The sequence below is a fragment of the Methylotenera sp. G11 genome, from assembly GCF_000799735.1.
Classification (GTDB): domain Bacteria; phylum Pseudomonadota; class Gammaproteobacteria; order Burkholderiales; family Methylophilaceae; genus Methylotenera.
In genome coordinates, this window is the sequence record NZ_JUHH01000001.1 from 1,116,662 (window position 1) to 1,141,855 (window position 25,194).

Here is a 25,194-nt window from a genome sequence, read left to right on the forward strand (position 1 = left end):
ACTGTAGTAACGGCACTTCGCAACTAAAGTACCCCTACCCTGCCCCATCAAACTGGAACCCTCAAGCAGAAAGTGCATACCTAACTAGATGGCGTTTTTTGTTCCGCCAATATCTTTGGGGGTATTCAAGGAATGTCATTCAGTTACATGAGGAATTTAAGATTTATTTTTCAATCTAGGTGGCCATGCAAGGCTAAAATCCTCACGATCAGCTAAATTCAAATTGTAAGATGGATCACTGGCTAATAAGTATTGCCAGTTTTTCTTCATGTAATCAATTTCATTTTGAAATCGCTCCCTTTTTTCTTCAGTATCCTCTAACCCTCGAGTTGCTGACTCATGATGGTATAACTCGGCATAGGGCGTCCAAATATTTTTATAACCTCTAATAAACAGCCTTAAACAGAAATCCACATCGTTAAATGCTACTTTGAGATCTGTTTCATTTAGTCCACCAACCTCTTCATAAAGAGATTTTCTTACAATTAAACAAGCCGCTGTAACAGCACAAAAACTTTGAATCAAATCCGCCCTTCCAAAGTATCCAGAACTCCCTCGTTTAATACCTTTGTGTGCATGTCCTGCAACTCCACTGACTAGTATTACACCTCCATGCTGAAGTGTATCATCTGGATACCACAATCTTGCCCCAACAGCGCCAACCTCAGGGCGAACTGCATGGCTGACCATTTCAGTTAGCCAGTCTGGCGTTATCACTTGAATGTCATTGTTGACAAGACCGATCAACTCACCATTCGCATGTTTAACAGCCTCATTATTAAGTGCAGAATAATTAAAAGGTCCCGCATCTCGCAAAACTTTAACTCTTGAGTCAGATTCTAATAACTGAAAATATTCAAGTGTTTTAGCTTCATCAGAGCCATTGTCTACAATAATAATTTCATATTCAGGATAGGCAGTATCAGCAAGGATGCTATCAATACACTGTTTTATGAGTTCATAACCATTTCTGGTTGGAATGATAAGACTGACCAAAGGCAGGTTATCAGGCAATGGGTATCGCACACGGAATCCGCTCGGCGTTAACTCGGCTTTAGCTCCCAAGTCTAGTCGCGACAAATGTTCATTCAATGCGGTAAGGCCTGCATTTAGTGCATATGACTTGTTGTCTATTGCTAGCGATGTACTTGCACTATGCATGCGCCAGTGATATAGCACCCTGGGGATGTGATGTATATTCTCAGCCCCAATTTTTTCTATACACCGCAAAGCTAAATCGTAATCCTGCGCGCCCTCAAAACCAAGCCTGAATCCGCCAATATCTCGCACAAGATCCGCTCTGTAAACTCCTAAATGCGTAATAAGATTATGTGAATAAAATAAATCCTGATTCCAATCACTCTTGAAATACGGGGCTTGCCTGTTTCCGTTTTCATCAATCTTGTCTTCGTCTGAGTATATAAGTTTCAAACCTGAATTTTGATGAATGGCATCGGCCACCCAATACAATGCATGCTCACTCAATAGATCATCATGATCCAATAAGGCTAGCCATTCTCCAGTTGCCAATTCAAGCGCGCTATTTGATGCGGCAGAAATGTGCCCGTTTTGCTCACGAAAGACCACCTTTATACGAGGGTCTTCTTTAGCATAATATTCAAGAATCGACTTAACAGCTTTATCGGTAGAAGCATCATCAGCAATACATAATTCCCAGTAAGGATAAATTTGCTTGCGAACCGACTCGATAGCTTCAATCAACCACTCGGATTTAGGGTTGTAAGTTGGCATCACTACCGAAATCAGCGGCTTATGAGGCATATGCTCAATTTTTTGACGCATACAGTTGCGAGTGATATCAGAAAGCATGTCATAAAAGAGAATCCATTTTTGATAATTATTATTATCATTCGGGACAGCCAACCTGGCCGCAACACCCCTAAAGCCTTCTTGTTTCAACACAGCAACTGTTTTCCGCATGGCCTGTAAAAACCCTCCGGAACGTCTGATATGCCGCGGTAAATGGATTGCTATTTGAACAAGTCGCCAAAACTTACGAGTAATGTGATTCATAAATTTAAAGGTATGTAAGCTTTTAGAATTAATTATTTTTTATGGTTGGTTTTAAAAATTGTCGAAAAAAACGAGCCAAAAGGCGGAGTGGTCGTGTCATTCGCCATGAGTGTGATGATGTGATTGCGTCTATTACGGCGTCACGTTCAGATACTTTTTGATTCAAGCTGACTATCTGGCTATTAATATCGGTTGCGATGAGCGATATTAAATTCAAAAACTCAAGAAAAACAAGGTCGGCATGATTATTTTCATTTGATTCTATTTTCAATCCATCAAAAAACACTTTTAGTTTTTTAATCACATTGGGTTCACAGCTACAAAATAAAAATTGACGGTATGTTTCTGAAGCAGAAAAGTCCCGCTCAAAAAGATAATTTCTATAATATTGATCCATCAAGGATACAACTGGCTTCAGAGCATCAACACGCTCCTTGGCAAAATGCCCTTCCATAAGCGCAGTCCACAACCTGATATCCCCATGCTTAAGAGTGTGTAAATAGTAGCCCAATGAAGATACTGTCTGAATCGATGCATCAAGATTCGGCAACCCGTGTTCTGCATGTTCAACTAACCAGCGATAAGGTGAATGAAACAGGCTGTTCCAGTACTCCAAGGCCTTTTGCTCAGCTTTAACTGTTGAAGATGAATCAAATGGGGCTCCGATGATTGTAAGTAAACGCGCAACACGGCATGTATGTGCAAGAAAGGCTTCTCGACGTGACTCTGGAATATGCTCAAACACATCAAGCGCAACTACCACATCAAAACTTTCATTAGGCAAAATCAGATCTGTGGCATCGCCAAGAATCATATCGCCGGAATTACGCATCTCCAAAGGGATCTCACGGTCGAGATAGACGATATTGTCATGGGGTAATAATGAACCTAGTAGCTTGTGGGTATTGGCACCTACTTCAAGAATGTTAAGTACATGCCCATTTTTACGCACGGCTTCAATCGCGCGACAAGCTATGCCGTAACGCTGATATTGATCGAAAGGAATAGATGTATTCTTATCCATGGTGAATGGCTCTCCATTCATGATCTATGTACACAAGACCCTCACTGAAGTACTCTCCAGCTACGTTGATTTCAGAAGCAGCAGCAAGATAATCAACACATACCAAGCCGCCATCAGTAAATAACCCCACATCAATAACGAAAGTGCCTGTCAACAAAGGCAATCTAGGAATCACATATTCAACAATATGTGTACCGGATGTATAGGGTATGGCCACCTGATCAAGCCGGGTATTAGGACCAAATATATATACCCCCGCAATGTCACGAATTGCTACGCCGATCAATAGTTTCGGTAACGGGAGTTTTCCAACTGAATAGGTGATACCTACCGAAAAAGGCTGAAAAGGCGCAAGATTAACAGCACTAACACTCACAGAAGATATCATCGCAACTGAGCTGTTATTCGCTGTCAATCTGTTTAGCGATTGCTCTGAAATGGCTGATTTCCGCAGAGAGGCATCACGAAACTGATCTGTTACATAATTGGATTCGCCTGTTTGCTTAACCTTTCCTTGATCAATCCAAACTGCGACATCACAAAATCGCTTTATCTGTTCCAAACTATGAGAAACAAACAGTACAGTAGTGCCAGAAGACCGTATTTTCTCCATTTTATCCAGGCATTTCATTTGAAATGCAATATCCCCAACTGCGAGAGCCTCATCCACAATCAAGATATCCGGATCCACATGAATTGCAACAGAAAATGCCAACCTTACTGTCATGCCACTTGAATAGGTTTTGACTGGCTGCTCAATAAAATCGCCAATATCAGCAAAGACAGCAATATCGTCGAAACGCTTGCCTATTTCCTCTTGGCTTAAACCAAGGACGGCAGCATTCATATAAACATTTTCACGTCCCGTGAATTCGGGGTTAAACCCTGAGCCCAGTTCCAGCAGCGCAGCCACTCTACCACTGGTTTCCACATTGCCGCTCGTGGGAGCGAGCGTGCCGCAGATGATTTGCAGCAAGGTAGATTTACCACTACCGTTGCGCCCTACAATCCCGACGGTTTCACCTTTTTTGATTTCAAATGACACATCTTTGAGTGCCTGGAATTCACGGTAATATTGCTGGGATGGTTTACCGAAAAAACGCTGCATACGCGTCAGCACGAATTGCTTAAGCCTGTCACGCGGTGTTTCATAGATTTGAAAGCATTTATTCAGGTTTTTAACGCTGATCACAATATCATCAGAGGACATCAGCAAACCCCTTCCTGGTCTTTTGAAACAATGCGTAGCCAGCCCAGGCGACTATGGTTGCGGCAACAGTGTAAATACCTAATCCAGCCCAGTCAGGCAAATGCCCAAAAATCATGACTTCCCGTGTCTGCTCAATCATGAAGGTAAGCGGGTTTGCCATAATCAATGGACGGATATCTGCTGGCACTGCCGACACTGGATAAAATACCGGCGCCAAAAATAGCATTACCGTTGTAATCATGCCTATCACCTGACCGACATCACGTATAAAAACGCCTATAGATGCCAGCATCCAGGCAAAACCAAGTGTGAGAGTGACAAACGGCAGCAATACCAGTGGTATAAACATCGCCGTCCAATGCAAATAACCATTGAAAACAACGAATGCAATAAGCAGCACACTCAAACTGACCATGCTATGGAACAGTGCAACAGCCATAGTGATTACGGGCAGGATTTCGAGCGGAAACACTACTTTTTTAACGTAATTAACATTGGAAAGAATCAAGTTCGGTGCTCGATTGAGCGCTTCCGAGAACACACCATGTACGATCATGCCGACAAACAGCACAAGTGCAAATAGTGTTTTACTATCTCCAGCACCGGTACCCCAACGTGCCTTAAATACGACCGAGAACACAAAGGTATACACCGCCAGCATAAGTACGGGATTGAAAAAAGACCAGGCCAAGCCCATTACGGAGCCTTTATAGCGGCCAATAACTTCGCGCCTGGTCATTTGTATAATCAGCTGGCGATTACGCCGCAAGCTATGCAGCAAAGCCATAAGCGACGCAGGCTGCGCTGCATGCGGGTTGATCGTTGTAGTGTGGGTCATGCAAAGGATTCCGATATGGCCAAGGTTTTGGCTTGCTGATCTTTCGCAGACAAAGTAGGTTTGCATTCTATAGGCCATTGAATGCCAATGGCCGGGTCATTCCAGGCAATACTACGCTCAAATTCTGGCGCATAGTAATCAGTGGTCTTATATAAAAACTCGGCTGTTTCTGAAAGCACTACAAAACCATGAGCGAAACCCTCCGGTATCCATAGCTGTTTTTTGTTATCTGCAGACAGAATTTCGCCCACCCATTTGCCAAACGTCAGCGAACTTTCACGAAGGTCTACCGCTACATCAAACACTTCGCCTTGCACTACACGCACAAGTTTGCCTTGTGGCTGTTGAATTTGATAATGTAAACCTCGCAATACGTTCTGAACTGAGCGCGAATGGTTATCTTGCACAAAATTAACTTGCCGGCCAACAGCAAGCTCAAACTCCGCCTGATTAAAACTTTCAAAAAAGAATCCGCGATTATCACCAAATACTTTGGGTTCCACGATTAGCACTTCTGGGATAGCTGTAAGGGTAACTTTCATGATCAGATACTTTCCTTTAACAGCTGTAACAGATACTGTCCATAGCCATTCCTGGAAAGTGGAGTTGCAAGTCTTTGCAGTTGCTCAGCATTAATATAACCACGTCGATAGGCAATTTCCTCTGGGCAGCAAACCTTGAGTCCCTGTCTGTGCTCTATAGTTTCAATAAAGTTACTGGCCTCGGCCAAGCTCTCATATGTGCCGGTATCTAGCCACGCATAACCACGCCCCATCACCTCCACATTTAATTGCTTACGCTCCAGATAGATTTTATTCACATCGGTGATCTCAAGCTCACCACGCGCAGAAGGTTTGATACTTGCAGCGATATCCAACACCTGATTATCGTAGAAGTAAAGTCCTGTCACTGCAAAATGACTCTTAGGCTGCACGGGCTTTTCTTCCAGAGAGATGGCGCGACCTTCCTGATCAAAATCGACCACACCATAGCGTTCAGGGTCAGAAACATGATAAGCAAATACTGTAGCACCTTCATCGCGCATGGCCGCCTGCCTTAACTGATTATCAAAGTCATGACCATAAAAAATATTATCACCAAGCACTAACGCGCTCGGGTCATTACCCACAAAGTCACGGCCAATAATAAATGCCTGCGCAAGACCATCAGGTGATGGCTGCACTGCATATTGCAGGTTGATACCCCAGTCGGCTCCAGTCCCCAAGAGCGCTTCAAAGCGTGGCAAATCTTGTGGCGTTGAAATAATAAATATGTCCCGGATGCCAGCCAGCATTAAGGTGCTGAGCGGATAGTAGATCATCGGCTTATCGTAAATAGGCAGCAGTTGCTTGGAAACGACCTTCGTAACCGGATAGAGTCGTGTGCCGGAACCACCAGCGAGAATTATTCCTTTACGTTTGGTCATGATTGTTTTTCCAGATTATCTAACAGCATACGTGTCACACCACTTTGCCAATTGAAGAAGTGAAGTTCAAAAGTATTCTTTAAATTTAAACGCGCTTTAAATCAAAAGAACAACCCCCAATTAATTTTGTAAACAACGAAACTATTAATATATATAAAAATGGAAAATAATTCCATTTATATTAAAAACACAACACCAATACGCTGTGCAAACTGATTTGCGGAAAAATCGAAAAAATACATGATTACTGAAGAATTACGTCAAGAAGCTGTTTATTGCAGCAGACAAAGCGCAAGCATGACATCTGCTGTAACAGAAATGAAAACCGAGGCTGGCTAAGCAAGGTAAGGCATCCACACAAAACAAGCGCGTGATTGGCAGCGGAAAACTAACACTTAAGCCCACTTGCGCTCGTTTGTATCCAGGATAAGCGCCTAAGTTCTGGCTAACGCAAAAATGACGAGGTGAATTGCCGTTTTGCGGCAAGAGAAGATGCCCCGGGCTACAGGGCTGAAAGGTTTTTAAGGTAAAAGTAAAATAAAGCATCCCTACGGATGCTTGTTGTTACAGCAGGGAAACCAGCATTTTGATACTTAACACCAGGAGCAGTACGCCAAAGATCTTCTTCAGGGTCTGTACCGGCAAGCTTTGTGTCAGCCTTGCGCCTATCGGTGCAGTAAAAAAACTGGGGATAGTCACGAGCAGCACGGCCGGCAGGTAAACAAACCCTAGCGTGTATTGCGGGGTGCTGCCCCCTGCCGCAATGCCGTTAATCAGATAGCCGAGCGTGCCGGTAATCGCAATCGGAAAACCAAGGGCGGCGGAAGTCCCGATCGCTTTGCGGATATCGATATTGCGCCAGTTCAGATAAGGCACCGTCAGCGACCCACCACCTATCGACACCAGCGCCGATATTGCACCGATACCGAATGCGACCAGGCCTAATTCAGCCTGGCCCGCATCCCTGCCGGAAGCTTGTATTCTTTTACTGCGAAACATCTGCGATGCCACATACGCCATGAATACGGAAAAGAATATGGCCAGGCCTTTAGAGCTGATTTGCGCTGCAATGAAAGTCGCCAGGAAAGTACCGGCTACAATCGCCGGCCACATGGCTTTCACCAGGTGCCAGATCACGGCACCGTTGGCATGGTGCGCACGCAGGCTTGAAAATGAAGTGACCATGATGCAGGCCATGGAAGTCCCCAGCGCGATATGCACCACATTATCGATAGGGAAACCCTGGTGGATAAAAATAGTCGTAAGCACCGGCACCAGTATGCCTCCGCCGCCGATACCCAGCAGACCCGCCATAAAGCCGACAAATATGCCCAGCACGATAAAAACCAAAACCAGTTCGATGCTCACAAGCCGTTCCTTTTAAACCCGTTTCCTTAAAACATAGCAGCGCAGCCTGTTGCAAGGCTGCGCTGCTATGTTTGTGTTCTCTAAAATCATCCGTTAAGCCTGCAGGCCAATCCATGCAAGTCCCCGAACAATCCCCTGCGTTAAAATACCCTAGACTGCGATACCCTGCGCATCAAACAAGCCCTCAAACAAAATGGAGCTCAGATAACGCTCACCCGAATCAGGCAGGATCACGACGATGGTTTTACCAGCATGCTCCGGTCTTTTAGCATAACGCACAGCAGCTGCCACCGCCGCGCCGCAGGAAATACCGGACAGGATGCCTTCTTCTTTTGTCAGGCGCTGCGCATAAAGCACCGCCTCTTCATTGCTTACCTGGGCAATATCATCTACCACTGATAAATCCAGCGTATCCGGCACAAAACCTGCGCCTATGCCCTGAATTTTATGTGGTGCCGGTTTCAGTTCCTCACCTGCCCGCTTCTGGCTTAACACCGGGCTGGCAGCAGGCTCTACCGCAACCGTCAATACGTTTTTACCTTTGGTATTCTTCAGGTAACGCGACACGCCGGTGATCGTGCCGCCGGTGCCCACCCCGGCAATAAAGATGTCCAGCTTGCCATCGGTCGCATCCCAGATTTCAGGGCCGGTGGTTTTTTCGTGAATCGCCGGGTTGGCCGGGTTTTTGAACTGCTGCAGCAGCACATATCGACCAGGATCAGAAGCTGCGATTTCCTCTGCCTTGGCAATCGCGCCACTCATGCCTTTGGCGCCTTCAGTCAGCACCAGTTTTGCGCCATAAGCCACCAGCAGCTTGCGCCGCTCGATGCTCATGGTTTCCGGCATGGTCAATGTGATCGGAATACCGCGTGCAGCGGCGACAAAAGCCAGCGCAATACCTGTGTTGCCGCTGGTAGGCTCGATGAGCTCTTTTCCGGGGCCTAACAAGCCACGCTGCTCCGCATCCCAGATCATGGCGGCACCAATGCGGCATTTAACCGAATAAGCCGGGTTGCGTCCTTCGACTTTTGCCAGCACGGTTGCCGCAGCGCCATCCGTGATGCGATTCAGCTTAATGAGCGGCGTATTGCCTATAGATTGGGCGTTATCTTCAAACCAGTTAGACATGATGAATATTCCTTTGAATTCGGCAAGCGCTTAATCAGATTAAAACAATGAGACCAAGCAAAAAATAATACTCTAACAAAACCAGTTTACTGCAAACAATAGCTGTTACTTATTTAAATAGCACGAAAAGTAATATTAATCCGCATTCCTGGATTTCTTTGGCGGCAGAATAAATTCACCCGGGTGCTGGTTAATGCGCGTCGCCAGACTCCTGAGCAATTGCCGCCACTGCTTGAACCGCACTTTTCTTGACTTCATCGCCACGTAGAGCGCCAGGCTGAAACTGACGCCCAGATTCACCAGCCCGATCAGCACCAGGCCGAGCGCCGCATAGGCCGCAGCCTGCCAGCTGAGCATGAAATCAAGGCTAAAGCTGGCAAAGCCGACAAATGCAGAAGAAAATGTAATATGGCGGATATCGATCGGCAAGCCCAGCAATATGCCAAGCCCGCTCATGCCGCCCAGCAGGCAGCCAAAGTAAAAGTTACCCGCCAATGCCCCCAGGTTATTTTCTATGTACTGGGCAACGCGTTCCAGACGCGGAACACCCAGCAGCTTTTGCAGCCACGTCACCGCACGCAATCGCTGCGGGATCCTGTTATAGACAGCGAGATTATCATGATAACCCGCGATCAAACCCGACAAGAACAGACAGATGCCGGCCACACCGGCATAAACCAAAGACCCGCTGTGAACCGGGTCTATAGTTGCCAGCAGCTGATGCGCTTTATCCGGTGTAATGAAATGCTCACCGGTGTAATGGAGCACACCCCACGCCAGCAGCATGGCGACCGGGATAACGATCACCACATTGCCAAAAATCGCAACCAGCTGACTGCGCATGGTGTTGGCAATCATCGCCACCAGATTATCCATCTCTTTGGATTTGCTGTCAGAGGCGTTATCGATCGTTGCGGCAATCGCTGCGGCCGTCATTGCCGGCTGCTTGGTGGCTACGGTGAAATGCAGGATATGGATCAGGATAAATCCAAGCCCATAATTCAGGCTGAACACGATTGCTTCAGTCAGTGGCGCCAGATGCTGCTTGGCGAAAAAGAGTTTCAGTATCGCCATGAATGCGATGACCACCCCCGCCCCCATTGCCGAACGCATCAGGGCGTAGTATTCACTGCGGTTCTCGGTGATATAGTGTTCGCCGGTGCGGCTTGCATTCTCGGTCACGCGCACCGCCATCACTTCCATGTTTTCACGCCAGTGCTCATGCAGGTCGTTCTTGTGGCACTCGCTATATACCAGCGACTTGAATAGCCCGACGATTTCAATGTCGGCAGACTGCCCGTGCTGGAAGTGATGCAGGATGTTCAGCAGTTCCTCCAGGCGCGCCACCTGCTGCAGCATGCGCTGCAAAAGCTGCGTCAGGTTGATGCTGGTGCCCGTCTGCGCACTGTTGCGCCTGATCTTCGTTACAATCGCCCTGCATTGATCCAGCATGACCAGGATGTGCTTGATGTCGATCTGCCCTGCATGGCCTGCCTGAGCGCTGAGCGCATCCGCCAGCTCTGCCTGCTGCATCACAAATGGCGAGCTGTGCTGTTCAAGCTCAGGGTAATTGCGCAGCAACTCCGGCTCCAGTCCAAGCGCAGCAATTCGGTAAGAAAGCACCTGCGACGCAGCAAATAAATTCTGCTGGCAGGCCGCAGCCACGTCCTGGTCGGCCTGGTCAAAGCGCAAGGCATGGATCAGCTGCGCCCACACACTGTCCGGCACGGCGCTGACCCATTGCTCATCGGTGGTTTTGCAGAAGAACAACGCGAACAGATCAATCAGGTAGTCGCTATTGATCGCATCCGGCAACAGCTTATGCGAGATGCGCCTGCGCATCTCGGAAAAAAACCCCGTAAATACCGAGTGACGGGAAATCAGGAACAGGGAGATTGGATTGCGCTCACTCAGCAGTTGCAGCACGGCTTCACGCAACAACCGGGCTTTCTGCACATCGGTCGTCAGCAGATAGCAAAGCGCCTGGATCGCCTTTACCGCAAGCTCGGTCTGGTCAGGCCTGGCCGGCCGGATTTCAGCGATAAGATCGGTAATCAACTGCGGCGCATCATGATGCTGCGTAGCATACTGCTCAAACACCTGTTCCATGCCATTCAAGTTCCGGCTCACGTTCTTTTTCATATTCTATATGGTTCCGAAATGTATTGCTGTTCGATGATGATAACTGACCGGCCATTCCAAATGGCCGATTCAATCAGATAAACAAACAAGAGAAAAGTTTAAACCAATGCCGAGGAAACAAGAACCATCGGCAATGCAAGGCAAGTGAAAGAAAAGGAAACCCAGCTTGCAGGGATCGCATCTGCCGCTGATGGACAGATGCTGATTTGGGCGTTAAGCGTCGAATGGCTTACTTAGGGGTTTTAAGGCTCTCGGTCAGATGCGGGTCAAGCGTTTGCAGCATCTGTGCAAAAACCTTAGGGTTAGCCGCTACGATATTGCCGGTTTTCAGCCAGCTTTCATTGCCTTCAAAGTCACCCACGATACCGCCAGCTTCCTGCACCAGCAAACCACCGGCTGCAATATCCCAGGTCGACAGGTTGATTTCAAAGAAACCGTCTACCCAGCCAGCCGCTACATAAGCCAGGTCAAGCGCAGCAGAACCCGGACGGCGGATGCCTGTAGTTTTCTTGATCATATCTTTCAGCATACCCAGATAAGTATCCAGATGCGTAAAATCACGGAACGGGAACCCGGTGGCAATCAGTGAATCCTGTAATTTAGCGCGACTGGTCACACGAATGCGCTTGTCGTTCAAGAACGCGCCGCGGCCTTTGGTGGCGGTAAACAAATCGTTGCGCACCGGGTCATAAATCACGGCTTGTGTCAGCACGCCTTTTTGCTGCAGTGCGATTGAAATACAGTATTGCGGGAAGCTGTGCAGGAAATTCGTCGTGCCATCCAGCGGGTCGATGATCCAGATATTTTCAGCATCCTGATTGCTTTCGCCGCTCTCTTCACCTAAAAAGCCATGGTCAGGATAAGCATCCTTGAGGACATCGATGATCGCCTGCTCGGCAGCGCGATCCACATCGCTCACAAAATCGTTATAGGTTTTGGACTGAACCTTGAGTGACCCAACATCCTGGGATGCGCGGTTGATAATACGGCCAGCTTCACGGGCGGCTTTAACTGCAATGATGAGCATTGGATGCATGACTAGATTTTCTTAAAGAACTGATAAAATGCTATTTTAACTTTTATTGACCTTAACACCAAATCAAGTGTTAAGAAATCGTCGAGTCAGTCAGGCCATCCAATTGGAAAAACAAAATATTTTCAACAACATCCGCGTCGTATTATGCCAAACCAGCCACCCGGGCAACATCGGTTCAACCGCCCGCGCCATGAAAACCATGGGCCTGCATCGCCTGTATCTGGTACGCCCCAAGCACTTCCCTGACGGCGAAGCCAAATCACTCGCCGTCAATGCCGCCGATGTACTGGATAGTGCCGTTGTGACGGCAACGCTGGAAGAAGCCATCGCCGATTGCCAGTTCGTCATCGGCGTCAGCGGTAAAGAGCGCTCCCTGTCGCAGGAAGTGATGACGGTGCGGGAAGCTGCACACAAGGTACACCATATCGCCAGCCAGCAGCAGGTGGCACTGGTGTTTGGCACGGAAATGAGCGGCCTTACAAACGCAGAGGCCGACCGCTGCCAAGTACTGGCAACCATCCCCGCAAACCCCGACTACACTTCGCTTAACCTTGCCCAGGCAGTTCAGGTCATGTGCTATGAAATTCGCATGGCGATTACCGAAGGCAAGCTGCACTATGATGAAAAGCAGGCAGAGTTAGCCACCCAGGATGAGCTGGAGCGTTTCTACCAGCACATGCAGGAAGTACTGGCGGAAATCGGTTACATCAACCCGCGCGCGCCAAAAAAACTGTTTGAACGCATCCGCCGCATCTATGCACGCGCCAAGCTGGAAAAAGAAGAAGTGAACCTGCTCAGGGGCATACTGACTTTATCGGTCACCCCTAAAAAACATACCAAATATTAAACCTACTATTTTAGTCAACTTTAGATTTGTGGCATAATGACATTATGTTCAACCATATAAAAGAAGATATCTCCATCGTGTTCGAGCGCGACCCCGCCGCACGCACGCACTGGGAGATTTTAACCACCTATCCTGGCGTGCATGCGCTACTGATGCATCGGTTCAGCCACTGGCTATGGAAAAAGGATTTCTTCTGGCTGGGCCGCCTTTTTTCACATATCGGCCGCTGGCTGACAGGCATCGAGATCCACCCTGGCGCCACGATTGGTCGCCGCGTATTCATTGACCATGGCATGGGCGTCGTCATCGGTGAAACTGCCGTTATCGGCGATGACTGTACGCTTTATCATGGCGTCACTTTAGGCGGCACCTCATGGAACAAAGGCAAGCGCCACCCGACTCTGCAATCCGGGGTTGTCATCGGCGCCGGCGCAAAAGTGCTCGGCCCGATCACGATTGGTGAAGGCGCAAAGATCGGTTCCAATGCCGTTGTGGTAAAAGACGTCCCGGCAAACGCAACGGCTGTCGGCATTCCGGCACGCATACTGGAAGAGGAAAAATCCAAACAGCGTGAAGCCACCGCGCAAAAAATAGGTTTTGCTGCCTACGCGGTCGGCAATGATGAAAATGACCCGATGATCAAGGCCATACACTCGCTTTTAGACCATGCAGCCAAACAGGATGTAGCGCTGCAGAACCTGCAGGCGCAGCTGGACCGGCTGAACATGGATGTAGAAACCGACACTGAAGTGGGCGACGCATTCAAAGTACAGGCAGCAAAGAAAACATCCGCCGGCAACCAGGAATAAAGCAATACCGAGCAGCGGCAGCATGGCACAGTGAACTGGCACGCACAATAGTTGACTAAAACTGTAGGGTATTTTACAATGCAGTCTCATCATTGATATTTTATAAAGTCGAAGATTATGCGCTTAACTACCAAAGGTCGATTTGCCGTCACCGCAATGCTGGATCTGGCAATAAACGAAACGCAGGACGCACTGGATAACAAACCGGTTACCCTTGCTGCGATCAGTGAGCGACAGGATATTTCGCTTTCTTACCTTGAGCAGCTGTTCAGCAAACTGCGTCGCCAGGGTCTGGTGAAAAGTGTGCGCGGTCCGGGCGGCGGCTATAATCTGGCTAAAGCTTATACGGATATTTCAGTATCTGAAATCATCAATGCGGTAGATGAGCAGATTGATGCCACCCAATGTGGCGGCAATGAGAACTGCAAGGATGAAGGCCGCTGCATGACGCACGACCTGTGGACGGCTTTGAACAGTAAAATTCTGGAGTATCTGGCAGGCGTTACGCTGGCAGATATGGTTGCATCGCAGAAAGATGGCAAGAAGATCACCATCACGCCGCGCAACAGCGCCCTGACAAGTGCCACCGCCTGCAAAAACGAGGTTGCCGCATAAGCTAAACGCAGCTTGACGATATATGAGCAGCGTATACCTGGATCACAACGCCACAACTTCTCTGGATAGCCATGTGCTGGAAGCGATGTTGCCGTGGATGAAGGCGCAGGCTGGCAACCCGACCAGCCGCCATATTTTCGGCCGCACGGCGCGTACCGCAATTGAACATGCCAGGGCACAGGTGGCTGAAGCGTGCGGCGCTTATACCTCGCAAGTAGTATTTACAGCAAGTGGCACCGAGGCCAATAATTTTGCTGTAAGAGGCATGACAGCCAACCAGGATGCGGCACAGATTCTATATAGTGCGATTGAGCACCCGTGTGTCAGCCGTCCGGCCGCGGCATTAAAGCAGTATGGTTATAAAAGCCAGTCGATCGCGGTAAACGGCCAAGGCAGACTGGAAACAGCGCACTTGGCGCTATTGCTGGAAAAACCGGCCAACCTGGTATCCGTGATGCTGGCCAATAATGAAACCGGGGTCATACAGGATATTGCGCAGATTGCAGAGCAGGTCAGACGCAGCGGCAGCTTGATGCATACCGATGCCGTGCAGGGCCTGGGAAAACTGGCACTCAGCTTTACCGACCTGAATGTGCATGCAATGACGGTTTCAAGCCATAAAATAAATGGCCCGCAAGGAGCGGCAGCGCTGATACTGGATAAGCGTGTAGATATCCAGCCGCTGCTGTACGGCGGCGGACAGGAAAGAGGATTACGCAGCGGTACGGAAAACGTCGCAGCGATTATAGGGTTTGGCATGGCATGTGAACTGGCGGCAGCGAACCAGAGCAATTTCGCCAGCCACACCAGGGCATTGCGCGACGCGTTTGAACAAGGGTTGCGGTCACTGGATGCACAGATATTCAGCGATCAAGTGGCACGCATACCTAACACCAGTTTTTTTGCTGTAAACGGTATTGAAGGTGAAACCCTGGTCACGGCATTGGATCGCAAAGGCTTTGCTGTTGCAAGCGGCTCTGCGTGCTCCAGCGACAGCACCGAACCAAGCCATGTACTGCTGGCCATGGGCGTAGGCCATGACCTGGCGCGAGGCGCGGTACGCGTGAGTTTCGGCAGCCACAATACGCTACAACAGGTATCTGGCCTTCTGGATGCATTGAAAAGTGAAGTTTTAAGATTAAGGCAACTGACGGGCGTGACAGCCTGATGCCGGTCAGCTGTCGATACGATTACTAAAGAAATTATTTAAATTGCAAGGACTAATAACACGATGTCAGCATCAGTAGAATTACCCGTTTTAAAACAGCACGACGACGCTCATCCGATCTATCTGGATTACTCAGCGACGACGCCGATAGACCCGCGTGTTGCCGCAAAGATGATTCCATACCTGACCGAAGAATTCGGCAATCCGGCGTCACGCAGCCACCCATATGGCTGGACAGCGGAAAAAGCCGTTGAGAACGCACGCGAAGAAGTCGCAAAACTGGTAGGCGCAGATCCACGCGAGATCGTCTGGACCTCAGGCGCAACTGAATCAAACAACCTGGCCATCAAAGGCGCTGCAAACTTTTATTCCGCAAAAGGCAAGCACATCATTACCGTTGCGACCGAGCATAAAGCAGTGATCGACACCGTGCGCGAACTGGAACGCCAGGGGTTTGAAGCGACTTACCTGCAACCGGAACCGAACGGCTTGCTGGACCTCGAGAAATTCAAGGCGGCCATTCGCCCGGACACCGTATTGGCATCCGTCATGCTGGTGAATAATGAAATCGGCGTGATTCAGGACATTACCGCAATCGGCAATATCTGCCGCGAAAACGGCGTGATTTTCCACGTGGACGCGGCACAGGCCACCGGCAAAGTGCATATCGACCTGGAAAAACTGCCGGTCGACCTGATGAGTTTCAGCGCACACAAGACTTATGGCCCTAAAGGAATCGGTGCCTTATATGTACGCCGCAAACCGCGCATCCGCATTGAAGCGCAGATGCACGGCGGTGGCCATGAGCGTGGCATGCGCTCAGGCACGCTGGCCACGCACCAGATCGTGGGCATGGGTGAAGCATTCCGCATTGCCCGCGAGGAAATGAACGCTGAAAACGAACGTATCCGTTTCCTGCGTGACAAACTATTACATGGCCTGCAGGCGATTGAAGAAGTCTATGTGAACGGCGACCTCGAGCACCGCGTGCCGCACAATCTGAACATCAGCTTCAACTACGTCGAAGGTGAGTCGTTGATCATGGCGGTTAAAGGCATCGCAGTATCCAGCGGCTCAGCCTGTACTTCGGCCAGCCTTGAGCCTAGTTACGTATTGCGTGCATTAGGCCGCAGCGATGAACTCGCGCACAGCTCGATTCGTTTTTCAATCGGCCGCTTCACAACTGAAGAAGATGTCGATTACACGATAGAACTGATGAAGAGCAAGATTGGCAAATTAAGAGAGCTGTCCCCATTATGGGAGATGTTCAAAGATGGGATCGACTTGACCAAAGTAGAATGGGCAGCCCATTAGAAATTGCTCTTTGTCCGTTTGGCGTTGTTAGCCGGCGGCTCATTTAGAAAACTAAATGTCGCCACCATCTGCCTAGCCAAACGAACAAATCATCAATTTCTTGTTGAAACTGTTTAAGTAATAGCGAGAATTATTTTTAGTAGTTAGATTATTTAGTGAATTAAGAGGCGAAGCAAAATCAAGGCAGCAAGCCGCAGACAGTACAATTAGTACGGCAAGGCTTGCTAACGCAGAGTTTGCGAGACGTTTTAATTCACATCAGGAGAAGTAAAATGGCATATTCAGACAAAGTTTTAGACCACTACGAAAACCCGAGAAACGTCGGTTCCCTGGACAAAAACGACCCGCAAGTGGGTACCGGCATGGTGGGTGCACCGGCATGTGGTGACGTGATGAAACTGATGATCAAGGTCAACGACAGCGGCATTATTGAAGATGCAAAATTCAAGACTTATGGCTGCGGTTCAGCGATTGCTTCAAGCTCATTGGTAACGGAGTGGCTCAAGGGCAGGACCATTGAAGAAGCATACGCGATCAAGAATTCAGAGATCGCGGAAGAACTGGCTTTGCCACCGGTAAAGATCCACTGCTCAGTACTGGCAGAAGATGCCATCAAGGCAGCGGTTGCCGACATCAAAGCCAAGCAGGCAGCGAAAGAAAACGCTTAAGCGGGAATCGGATTATGGCAATCACACTGACAGAAACTGCGGCAAACCGCGTAGAAAAGTTCCTCGCCAACCGTGGCAAAGGCATCGGCCTGCGCCTGGGGGTCAAAACTACTGGATGCTCCGGCATGGCGTATACCCTTGAGTTCGTTGATGACATGCAGCCTGAAGACATCGCCTTTGACAGCCACGGCGTCAAGGTCATTGTTGACCCGAAAAGCCTGGTTTACATTGACGGCACCGAGCTCGATTTCACGAAAGAAGGCTTGAATGAAGGTTTTAAATTCAACAACCCTAACGTCAAGGATGAATGCGGTTGCGGTGAAAGCTTTACGGTTTAAATCGTTTCTGTATGTCCAGCGCTCAAAACGATTATTTCCAGCTTTTCGCCCTGCCCGAGCAATTTGATATCGACACCCGATTGCTTGAAGCAAACTTCCGCAAAATACAATCTACCAGTCACCCGGATCGCTTTGTCACTGCCAGCGCCGCGGAGAAGCTCGCTTCGATGCAGCTGGCTACACTTTCAAATGAGGCGTACGGCACCTTAAAAAACACCGCACGCCGGGCAAAGTACCTGCTTGAAAAACACGGCATCGACGCTGTAGCGGATACCAATACCGCACTGCCTATGGACTTTCTGATGCAGCAGATGGAATGGCGGGAACAGCTGGAAGATGCAAAAGCCGCAAAAGACATCCCGGGGCTGGATCAGCTGCACCATGAACTGCGTACGGAAGCCCGCGCGCTGGAAAGTGAACTGGCCGACTTATTTGATCATGCAAAAGATTACGCCACGGCAACCGAAGTGACGCGTAAACTCATTTTTATTGATAAAGTATGTACAGACATACAGCAGGCAATCGAATATTTAGACTAGCATAACGGGTGAAACTGTTTATCATGCTCGTCAAAACGTAAAATAGAACAACGACACCATATGGCATTACTCCAAATCTCAGAACCTGGCATGAGTGCCGCACCCCACCAGCACAAGCTGGCGGCAGGCATAGACCTTGGCACGACCAACTCGCTGGTTGCCACGGTACGCAGCGGCATGAGCACGGTATTGCAGGATGACCACGGTCATGCACTGCTGCCGTCCGTCGTTCGCTACGCGCCCGGCGGCGCAGTGGTTGTCGGGCATGAAGCCCAGGCACAGCAAAGCGCAGACCCGACCAACACCATCGTTTCAGTCAAACGTTTCATGGGTCGCAGCATTAACGACATTACCGACAGGGCGCATATCCCGTACAAGTTCGTGTCAGCCAGCGAAGACCAGGCTGCAAAAGTATTGCAGATCGAAACCCGCGCCGGACTAAAAAGCCCGATTGAGATTTCAGCAGAAATCCTCAAGTCACTCAAAAGCCGTGCCGAAAAATCATTAGGCGGGGAATTGGTCGGTGCCGTGATCACCGTGCCCGCCTACTTTGACGATGCTCAACGCCAGGCCACTAAAGACGCAGCCCGCCTGGCAGGCCTGAATGTACTGCGCCTGCTTAACGAACCTACCGCAGCCGCAGTGGCTTACGGCCTGGATAATGCTTCTGAAGGCAATTTCGTGATTTACGACCTGGGCGGTGGCACCTTCGACGTATCCATCCTGCACCTGTCTAAAGGCGTATTCGAAGTACTTGCCACCAACGGCGACTCTGCATTGGGCGGTGACGATTTTGACCACCGTATCTATTGCTGGGTACTGGATAAAGTACGCGAGGTGACTGCCAATTTTGCTCCGCTGACAGAGGGGGATACCCGTTTATTGCTGACAAAGGCACGCCAGGCGAAAGAATGGCTGACGGATAACTTTGAAGCGCAGGTTCTGTGCAGGTTAAGTAACGGCATCCTTGTCGATGTCACGTTGACGGCAGACCAGCTCGTGGAAATCACGCAGCATCTTGTCATCAAGACCTTATCGCCAACCCGCAAAGCGATGCGCGATGCCAACCTCAGCATCGGCGACATCTCCGGCGTGGTCATGGTGGGCGGCGCAACACGCATGCCACACATCCGCCATGCGGTTGAAGCGTATTTCCAGCAGGAGCCGCTGACCAATCTGGATCCGGATAAAGTAGTCGCGCTCGGTGCTGCCATCCAGGCCAACGTGCTGGCCGGCAATAAAAACGATGATGATCTATTACTGCTGGATGTGACGCCGCTTTCCCTGGGCCTGGAGACCATGGGCGGCCTGGTTGAAAAAGTGATCCATCGCAACAGCACATTGCCGATTGCGCGTGCGCAGGAATTTACCACCTACAAGGATGGGCAGACTGCCATGAGCATTCATGTCGTACAGGGTGAACGCGAACTGGTCAGCGATTGCCGCTCCCTGGCGCGCTTCGTGCTGCGGGGCATTCCACCTATGGCTGCCGGCGCTGCGCGGATACGCGTGACATTTACCGTAGATGCCGATGGCCTGCTTTCAGTTTCTGCACGCGAACAAAGCACCGGTGTGGAAGCGCATATCGAAGTGAAACCTTCGTACGGATTAAGTGAAAATGAAATTACCGATATGCTGAAAGCATCGTTCAGCAGCGCCGAAGAAGACAAAAAAGCGCGCATGCTGGCAGAGGCGCGCGTCAGCGCCGGTGCTATCATCAGCTCAGTCACCGCCGCACTTGCCGCAGATGGAAGCCTCATCAGCGAAGCTGAACAGAATGCGATCAAAGCGGAAATCGACCGCTTACAGGCCATTGCCGCAGCAGAGGATGCAACGGCGATCAACCAGGCGGTCGACGCACTCAATCATGCCACGGAGGCGTTTGCGGCAGCTCGCATGAATGCAAGCGTAAGCCACGCCCTCAGCGGTAAAGCCATTAACTCTCTGGAAATGTAATATGCCACAAATTATCGTACTGCCGCATGTGGAACTATGCCCGGAAGGCGCTGCCTTTGAAGTCAACACCGGCGAATCGATCTGCAACGCACTGCTGGATCATGATGTAGATATCGAACATGCCTGCGACCAGGTCTGCGCCTGCACGACTTGCCATGTGATTATCCGCGAAGGATTCAAATCACTGAATGCATCCTCAGATCAGGAAGACGACCTGCTGGACAAAGCGTGGGGACTGGAGCCAAACTCGCGCCTGTCATGCCAGGCAGTTGTCGGCACTGAAGACATCGTCATTGAAATACCGAAATACAGTATCAACATGGCCAAGGAAGGCCATCGCTAGCGGAGCGCCAACCAGGGAGGCCAAGCCTCCCTGCCGTTTACAGGCCTATTGCATTATCCATAAAACGCACTTCACCTGAAGCCAGGTCATAAATACCGCCCACGATCGCAATCTGCCTGTTTGCCATCATGTCCTGCAGGATCTCGCTACTGTGCATGATTTCATCCATCTGCACCTGCACGCTTAATTCACATACTTTTGCCACAAACTCTGGATTCGATGAATCACGCTGCCCAATGATGCTTTTCTCCAGGCGCACCGCAGGCTTGATCAGGTTGGTAATCTCGCCGATATGCCCATCCTTGAAGTTATCACAAGCGGCTTTTACCGCGCCGCATCCGGTATGCCCGAGCACGACAATCAGCTTGCTGCCCAGGTATTTACAGCCGAACTCCAAGCTGCCGATCGCTTTATCTGAAGCGATGTTACCGGCCAGGCGCACGCTGAAAACATCCCCCAGGGCCTGGTCAAACACCATTTCCACCGGTGCGCGTGAATCACTGCAACTCAGCATGGAAACAAAAGGATGCTGCTTGTCTTTTGTCATCATGACCAGGTTATGCAGGTCTTTATTGGCAGTCAGGTTATTGGCAAAGCGGTGATTACCGTCAATCAGAATATCAAGCGCTTCCTGTGGCGTCATTTTATCGCGGTCGAGTAATGGATGTTTATACATACTGAATTCCTGAGTTAAGTTTCAGGACGCAATTATACCTGACCACCAGCGTATCAATGATGACCAATCGCAGCCCATTGCAATGCAGCCATAAAAAAAGCCCGCTGTTAAGCGGGCTAAACGAGGTGCCAGAAGTAATCAGGCGATTAAATTAGAACATCCATTGCGCTCTGAAAATAAGTGCTTTTTCATCATCAACACGTTTATTATTGATAATCACGCCACCGGTAGCGCCACCAATAATATCGTTGTAATCAGTAGCCACGTAGTTCATCATCAAACGTGTGTTAGCTGTTGGCAGGAATTTCAAGCCCAGTGTCCAGGCATCCGCTTTTGCAAAGCCGGCCGCTTTAGTCGTAATCTGGGCATCAGCAGCACCCACACCTTGACCAACGCCTACAGCGTTATAGTCTGAAGCATCGAACTCACTGTAACGCAAGCCCAGCTCCCACAAACCGCCTGTGAATGTTGTCGGGTCAAAGTCTTTTGCAGGTTTCAGGCCACCGAATACACCGCCTTTGTAGCTGTCAGCATATTTTTCACCTGTAATGGTCCACATTGCTTCTGCATACCAGTTCTCAGTGTTCAGGTCATAACTGCGGGTAGGTGTTTTAAATTCATTGTTCATCTGCATCCATTCAGCCTGCACTTTGAATGGACCGTAGGCTACCGCGCCTTCCAGGCCAACACGGCTACGATCAATGCCGTTATATTGCGCTGCGGCATTTGCCAGGGTTGGTGCCCTGAAGAACGTTGCGCCCTTGCCTTCTGTCGCGCCGCTCACGCCTACCGTACCCTCAGGAGAGTCGCCTTCAGAGAATGAAGCGCCTGCATGCAGCACCATATCTTTATTGCCCATGATTTCGGCAAAGTTGGCAGTTAAACGGCCGTAGATATCTTTGCCGTCTTCACGGATGTCAGACTCTACACCACCGTCTTTTACACCGTTTGATGCAGCCAGGGCATAAGTGATGCCTGTAAATGGTGCACCGTGAACCATGATACCGGTTTCCTTAGCTGGAGCCAGCTGGTTTACAAATGAACGCTCCATGAAATCGATATTGTTTGAGCTTGTCAATTCTTCCAGGTTCATCGGCATTTTGAATTTACCGAAACGGAACTGAACAGGCTTCCACCAGGCAACGTTCAGATAGCCAACGTCAAGTTTGCTGGCGCCGCTAGAAAGGTCAGCAACCACTTCAGCTTCGTAATAATCTTTCCATGCTGCTTTGAAACCTAAACGGGCACGGCGGATATCGAAGGTATCCGATACGCTGTTTGAATTTGAAATGGCATTGCCAGTCGTTAAAGCAGCATTGGTTTTGTTATCGTTATAGTCAAAGAAACGGTAATCAGCATGCACGCGGCCGTTGATTTGCGCTTTGAATGAACCATCACCGCTTTCAAACACTAAGCCATCCTTATATTTAGCAGAAACTGAACTTGCTTTTTTCTTCTCGGCAGCTTCTTTTTCACCGGCACGGCCTTTTTGTAACAGTGCACCTTCTTCTTCGGTCAGCACGCCCTTGGCAATCAATGCATTCACAATATCATCTGTTGAATCAGCGAATGCTTTTGCACCAAAACCCAACATCAATGAGCCTGCTACCGCTGCGGCTACTAAGCTACGTAATTTGTAATTCATTTAAAATCCCTCTTGTTTAAGAATTGTTTACTGCGTTTTTTCAACAGGGTGGATTTTGCGGAGATTGTGTGACATTTTGATGACAGATCATGATTTGGTAAAAAAAACGTCACTTATGTTGTATTTATGCAACAGGCCATTTGTGCGACCGGCAACCATTGGCCTCAGGCGATCGCGGCCATGTCTCCAATAAGACACGGTCACATGGTTGTCACATTATCTAAATATGATGCCGTAAAGAATTTACACCTGGTCATAAATAATGAGCGCCAACATTGCATTTCTCAATCATAAAAAACTGCAGGAAAATACCGCTGATGACATAGAAAACAAACTGCATGACATCATCAGGAACAAGCGCTTAAGTGCGGTGTTCCAACCCATCATTGATATACGAACTGCCACAATCATCGGCCACGAAGGCCTCATCAGGGGGCCGGCGGATAGCCCATTGCATTCCCCGATCAAGCTATTCAATACCGCGCGCCATTACGGCCTGATAGCCGAACTTGAATATCTGGCAAGGCACGAAGTGCTTCAATCCTTTTATGACCTTAACGGTGTAGGCAAAGTGTTTCTCAACGTCAGCCCGGATGTATTTTTAAGTAAATACTCCAGGGGTGGGGAAACGCTTAAATACATACACGAGATTGGCTTGACGCCACAGCAGGTTGTGATCGAACTGACAGAGAACACACCCAGCATTGATTACCAGCTGCTGCGCGAGGCCTCCTGCTATTACCGTGCAATGGGATTCGAGATTGCGATTGATGACCTGGGTGAAGGCTTCTCCAGCCTGCGCATGTGGTCTGAACTGCGTCCCGACTACGTCAAGATCGACCAGCACTTCATCCAGGGCATCAATTACGACCCGCTGAAGCTGCAATTCGTACGCTCCATTCAGGAAATCGCAAACAAATCAGGCGCACGCATTGTGGCAGAGGGCATTGAAACCGAAGATGAGCTCATCGCCATCCGGGACATAGGCATTGCCTTAGGACAGGGCTACCACATCACCCGCCCGCAGCACTATCCGGTTAAAGCCGTCCCGAGCCATATTGAACAAACCCTGGGAGCAAAATACATCATCGGGCAGCAACAGCCGGGTCAGTCTTATACCGTCGAAAGCCTGATGAAACACTCGCCATACGTCGCACCAGAATTATGCAACGACGCAGTGCTTCACCTGTTTGAGCTTCACCCCGAAATCAACTCGATCCCTGTCGTTAAAGATGGCATTCCGGTGGGCATCATCAGCCGTTATCACATCACCAGCCAGTTCTCCAAACAGTATTATCGCGAACTGTATGGCAAAAGCTCCTGCGATATTGCCATGGATGGCAAGCCGGTCATTGTAGAAAAATCGGTAAGCCTGCATGACTTGAGCGACCTCATGCTGCAAAGTGACCCGCAATACCTGTCTATCGGTTTTATTATCACGGAGAACGGCACATACGCCGGCATGGGCAGCGGGCATGACCTGCTGCGCCTGTTCACACAGATGCAGATCAGCGCAGCCCGTTATGCCAACCCATTAACGCTGCTGCCTGGCAACGTACCGATTAATGAGCATATTGACGGGCTTTTAGGTTCAAAAACAGCATTTACCGCATGTTATTTTGACCTGGATTTTTTTAAGCCTTTTAATGATATGCACGGCTATAAAAAAGGCGATGACGTGATTCAATTAATGGGCACGCTGCTCAAGGAAGAATGCAGTAAGGAACTGGACTTCATCGGCCACATTGGCGGTGATGATTTTATTGTACTGTTCCAGATCCACAACTGGAAAGAACGCTGCGACACTATCCTGGCGCGCTTTGCGGAGGTCGTCAAATGGTTCTATAACGCTGAAGAACGGGAACGGGGCGGCATGGATGTTGAAGACCGCTTAGGTAACCGCACGTTTCAGCCCCTCATGAGCATCTCGATCGGAGCTGTCGTCGCGGAGCCCGGGCAATTTGAATCACCGCATGAGGTTTCAAGTGCTGCTGCCATTGCAAAAAAACAAGCCAAGAAAATAACAGGCAATTCATTATTCATTGAGCGGCGTCATTATTAAGCTGGATC

At 49.3% G+C, this 25,194-nt stretch carries 23 protein-coding genes; 11 read left to right on the plus strand and 12 right to left on the minus strand.

Annotated elements, in window-relative coordinates; genetic code table 11:
- Positions 1 to 156: 156 nt before the first annotated feature.
- The 10 genes from GQ51_RS05110 to GQ51_RS05155 all read right to left on the minus strand — a co-directional run bounded on the left by GQ51_RS05110 (position 157) and on the right by GQ51_RS05155 (position 12,206).
- Entirely contained in the window at positions 157 to 2,034 is a 1,878-nt protein-coding gene (locus GQ51_RS05110; protein WP_152604115.1) for a glycosyltransferase family 2 protein, read from the minus strand.
- Between the two features lie 28 nt (positions 2,035 to 2,062).
- Entirely contained in the window at positions 2,063 to 3,058 is a 996-nt protein-coding gene (locus GQ51_RS05115; protein WP_047550612.1) for a class I SAM-dependent methyltransferase, read from the minus strand.
- Entirely contained in the window at positions 3,051 to 4,268 is a 1,218-nt protein-coding gene (locus tag GQ51_RS05120) for an ABC transporter ATP-binding protein (RefSeq protein WP_047550616.1), read from the minus strand. Before GQ51_RS05120 ends, GQ51_RS05115 begins: the two co-directional genes overlap by 8 nt.
- The gene (locus GQ51_RS05125) at positions 4,258 to 5,172 is read right to left on the minus strand and encodes an ABC transporter permease (protein WP_235276169.1); all 915 of its coding nucleotides are present in this window, start codon (positions 5,170 to 5,172) and stop codon (positions 4,258 to 4,260) included. Before GQ51_RS05125 ends, GQ51_RS05120 begins: the two co-directional genes overlap by 11 nt.
- Complete coding sequence (rfbC, locus tag GQ51_RS05130; RefSeq protein WP_047550623.1) at positions 5,103 to 5,648, minus strand: dTDP-4-dehydrorhamnose 3,5-epimerase; 546 nt, start codon at positions 5,646 to 5,648, stop codon at positions 5,103 to 5,105. Before rfbC ends, GQ51_RS05125 begins: the two co-directional genes overlap by 70 nt.
- A 2-nt stretch (positions 5,649 to 5,650) precedes the next feature.
- A complete protein-coding gene (gene rfbA / locus GQ51_RS05135; protein ID WP_047550626.1) occupies positions 5,651 to 6,532 on the minus strand; it encodes a glucose-1-phosphate thymidylyltransferase RfbA in 882 nt (293 codons plus the stop codon).
- A 564-nt stretch (positions 6,533 to 7,096) separates the two neighbouring features.
- Entirely contained in the window at positions 7,097 to 7,900 is an 804-nt protein-coding gene (locus tag GQ51_RS05140; protein ID WP_047550629.1) for a sulfite exporter TauE/SafE family protein, read from the minus strand.
- A 150-nt stretch (positions 7,901 to 8,050) separates the two neighbouring features.
- Positions 8,051 to 9,028, minus strand: a complete 978-nt coding sequence (gene cysK / locus GQ51_RS05145; protein ID WP_047550632.1) for a cysteine synthase A — start codon at positions 9,026 to 9,028, stop codon at positions 8,051 to 8,053.
- 135 nt (positions 9,029 to 9,163) lie between these two features.
- Positions 9,164 to 11,170, minus strand: coding sequence for a site-specific recombinase (locus GQ51_RS05150; protein ID WP_047550635.1), 2,007 nt, complete (start codon positions 11,168 to 11,170; stop codon positions 9,164 to 9,166).
- Between the two features lie 229 nt (positions 11,171 to 11,399).
- Entirely contained in the window at positions 11,400 to 12,206 is an 807-nt protein-coding gene (locus GQ51_RS05155) for an inositol monophosphatase family protein (RefSeq protein WP_047550639.1), read from the minus strand.
- 103 nt (positions 12,207 to 12,309) lie between these two features.
- Here GQ51_RS05155 and GQ51_RS05160 point away from each other — a divergent pair, with 103 nt between their 5' ends.
- From GQ51_RS05160 to fdx, 10 genes are all read left to right on the plus strand, one after another.
- The gene (locus GQ51_RS05160) at positions 12,310 to 13,053 is read left to right on the plus strand and encodes an RNA methyltransferase (protein WP_200884399.1); all 744 of its coding nucleotides are present in this window, start codon (positions 12,310 to 12,312) and stop codon (positions 13,051 to 13,053) included.
- 44 nt (positions 13,054 to 13,097) lie between these two features.
- Positions 13,098 to 13,862, plus strand: a complete 765-nt coding sequence (gene cysE, locus GQ51_RS05165) for a serine O-acetyltransferase (protein WP_047553935.1) — start codon at positions 13,098 to 13,100, stop codon at positions 13,860 to 13,862.
- Between the two features lie 117 nt (positions 13,863 to 13,979).
- Positions 13,980 to 14,477, plus strand: a complete 498-nt coding sequence (locus tag GQ51_RS05170) for an Rrf2 family transcriptional regulator (RefSeq protein WP_047550642.1) — start codon at positions 13,980 to 13,982, stop codon at positions 14,475 to 14,477.
- Between the two features lie 22 nt (positions 14,478 to 14,499).
- Complete coding sequence (locus tag GQ51_RS05175; RefSeq protein WP_047550646.1) at positions 14,500 to 15,645, plus strand: cysteine desulfurase family protein; 1,146 nt, start codon at positions 14,500 to 14,502, stop codon at positions 15,643 to 15,645.
- 63 nt (positions 15,646 to 15,708) lie between these two features.
- A complete protein-coding gene (locus GQ51_RS05180) occupies positions 15,709 to 16,959 on the plus strand; it encodes an IscS subfamily cysteine desulfurase (protein ID WP_052177711.1) in 1,251 nt (416 codons plus the stop codon).
- 272 nt (positions 16,960 to 17,231) lie between these two features.
- Positions 17,232 to 17,627, plus strand: coding sequence for a Fe-S cluster assembly scaffold IscU (gene iscU, locus GQ51_RS05185; RefSeq protein WP_015832613.1), 396 nt, complete (start codon positions 17,232 to 17,234; stop codon positions 17,625 to 17,627).
- 14 nt (positions 17,628 to 17,641) lie between these two features.
- Positions 17,642 to 17,965: an iron-sulfur cluster assembly protein IscA gene (iscA, locus tag GQ51_RS05190; protein ID WP_047550652.1), complete on the plus strand. Its 324-nt coding sequence runs from the start codon at positions 17,642 to 17,644 to the stop codon at positions 17,963 to 17,965.
- Between the two features lie 11 nt (positions 17,966 to 17,976).
- Positions 17,977 to 18,504, plus strand: a complete 528-nt coding sequence (gene hscB / locus GQ51_RS05195) for a Fe-S protein assembly co-chaperone HscB (RefSeq protein ID WP_047550655.1) — start codon at positions 17,977 to 17,979, stop codon at positions 18,502 to 18,504.
- Positions 18,505 to 18,564: 60 nt separating this feature from the next.
- Positions 18,565 to 20,460, plus strand: coding sequence for a Fe-S protein assembly chaperone HscA (hscA, locus tag GQ51_RS05200; RefSeq protein WP_047550657.1), 1,896 nt, complete (start codon positions 18,565 to 18,567; stop codon positions 20,458 to 20,460).
- Position 20,461: 1 nt separating this feature from the next.
- Complete coding sequence (fdx, locus tag GQ51_RS05205; protein ID WP_047550659.1) at positions 20,462 to 20,803, plus strand: ISC system 2Fe-2S type ferredoxin; 342 nt, start codon at positions 20,462 to 20,464, stop codon at positions 20,801 to 20,803.
- A 37-nt stretch (positions 20,804 to 20,840) separates the two neighbouring features.
- Here fdx and GQ51_RS05210 read toward each other — a convergent pair whose 3' ends face one another.
- Both GQ51_RS05210 and GQ51_RS05215 read right to left on the minus strand, forming a co-directional pair.
- The gene (locus GQ51_RS05210) at positions 20,841 to 21,479 is read right to left on the minus strand and encodes a carbonic anhydrase (RefSeq protein ID WP_047550662.1); all 639 of its coding nucleotides are present in this window, start codon (positions 21,477 to 21,479) and stop codon (positions 20,841 to 20,843) included.
- A 151-nt stretch (positions 21,480 to 21,630) separates the two neighbouring features.
- Positions 21,631 to 23,124 carry an OprO/OprP family phosphate-selective porin gene (locus GQ51_RS05215; RefSeq protein WP_047550665.1) on the minus strand — a complete coding sequence of 498 codons (1,494 nt, stop codon included), beginning with the start codon at positions 23,122 to 23,124 and terminating at the stop codon, positions 21,631 to 21,633.
- Between the two features lie 262 nt (positions 23,125 to 23,386).
- Between GQ51_RS05215 and GQ51_RS05220 the strand changes: the two genes are divergently transcribed.
- A complete protein-coding gene (locus GQ51_RS05220; protein ID WP_047550667.1) occupies positions 23,387 to 25,186 on the plus strand; it encodes an EAL domain-containing protein in 1,800 nt (599 codons plus the stop codon).
- The last annotated feature ends 8 nt before the right edge of the window (positions 25,187 to 25,194 follow it).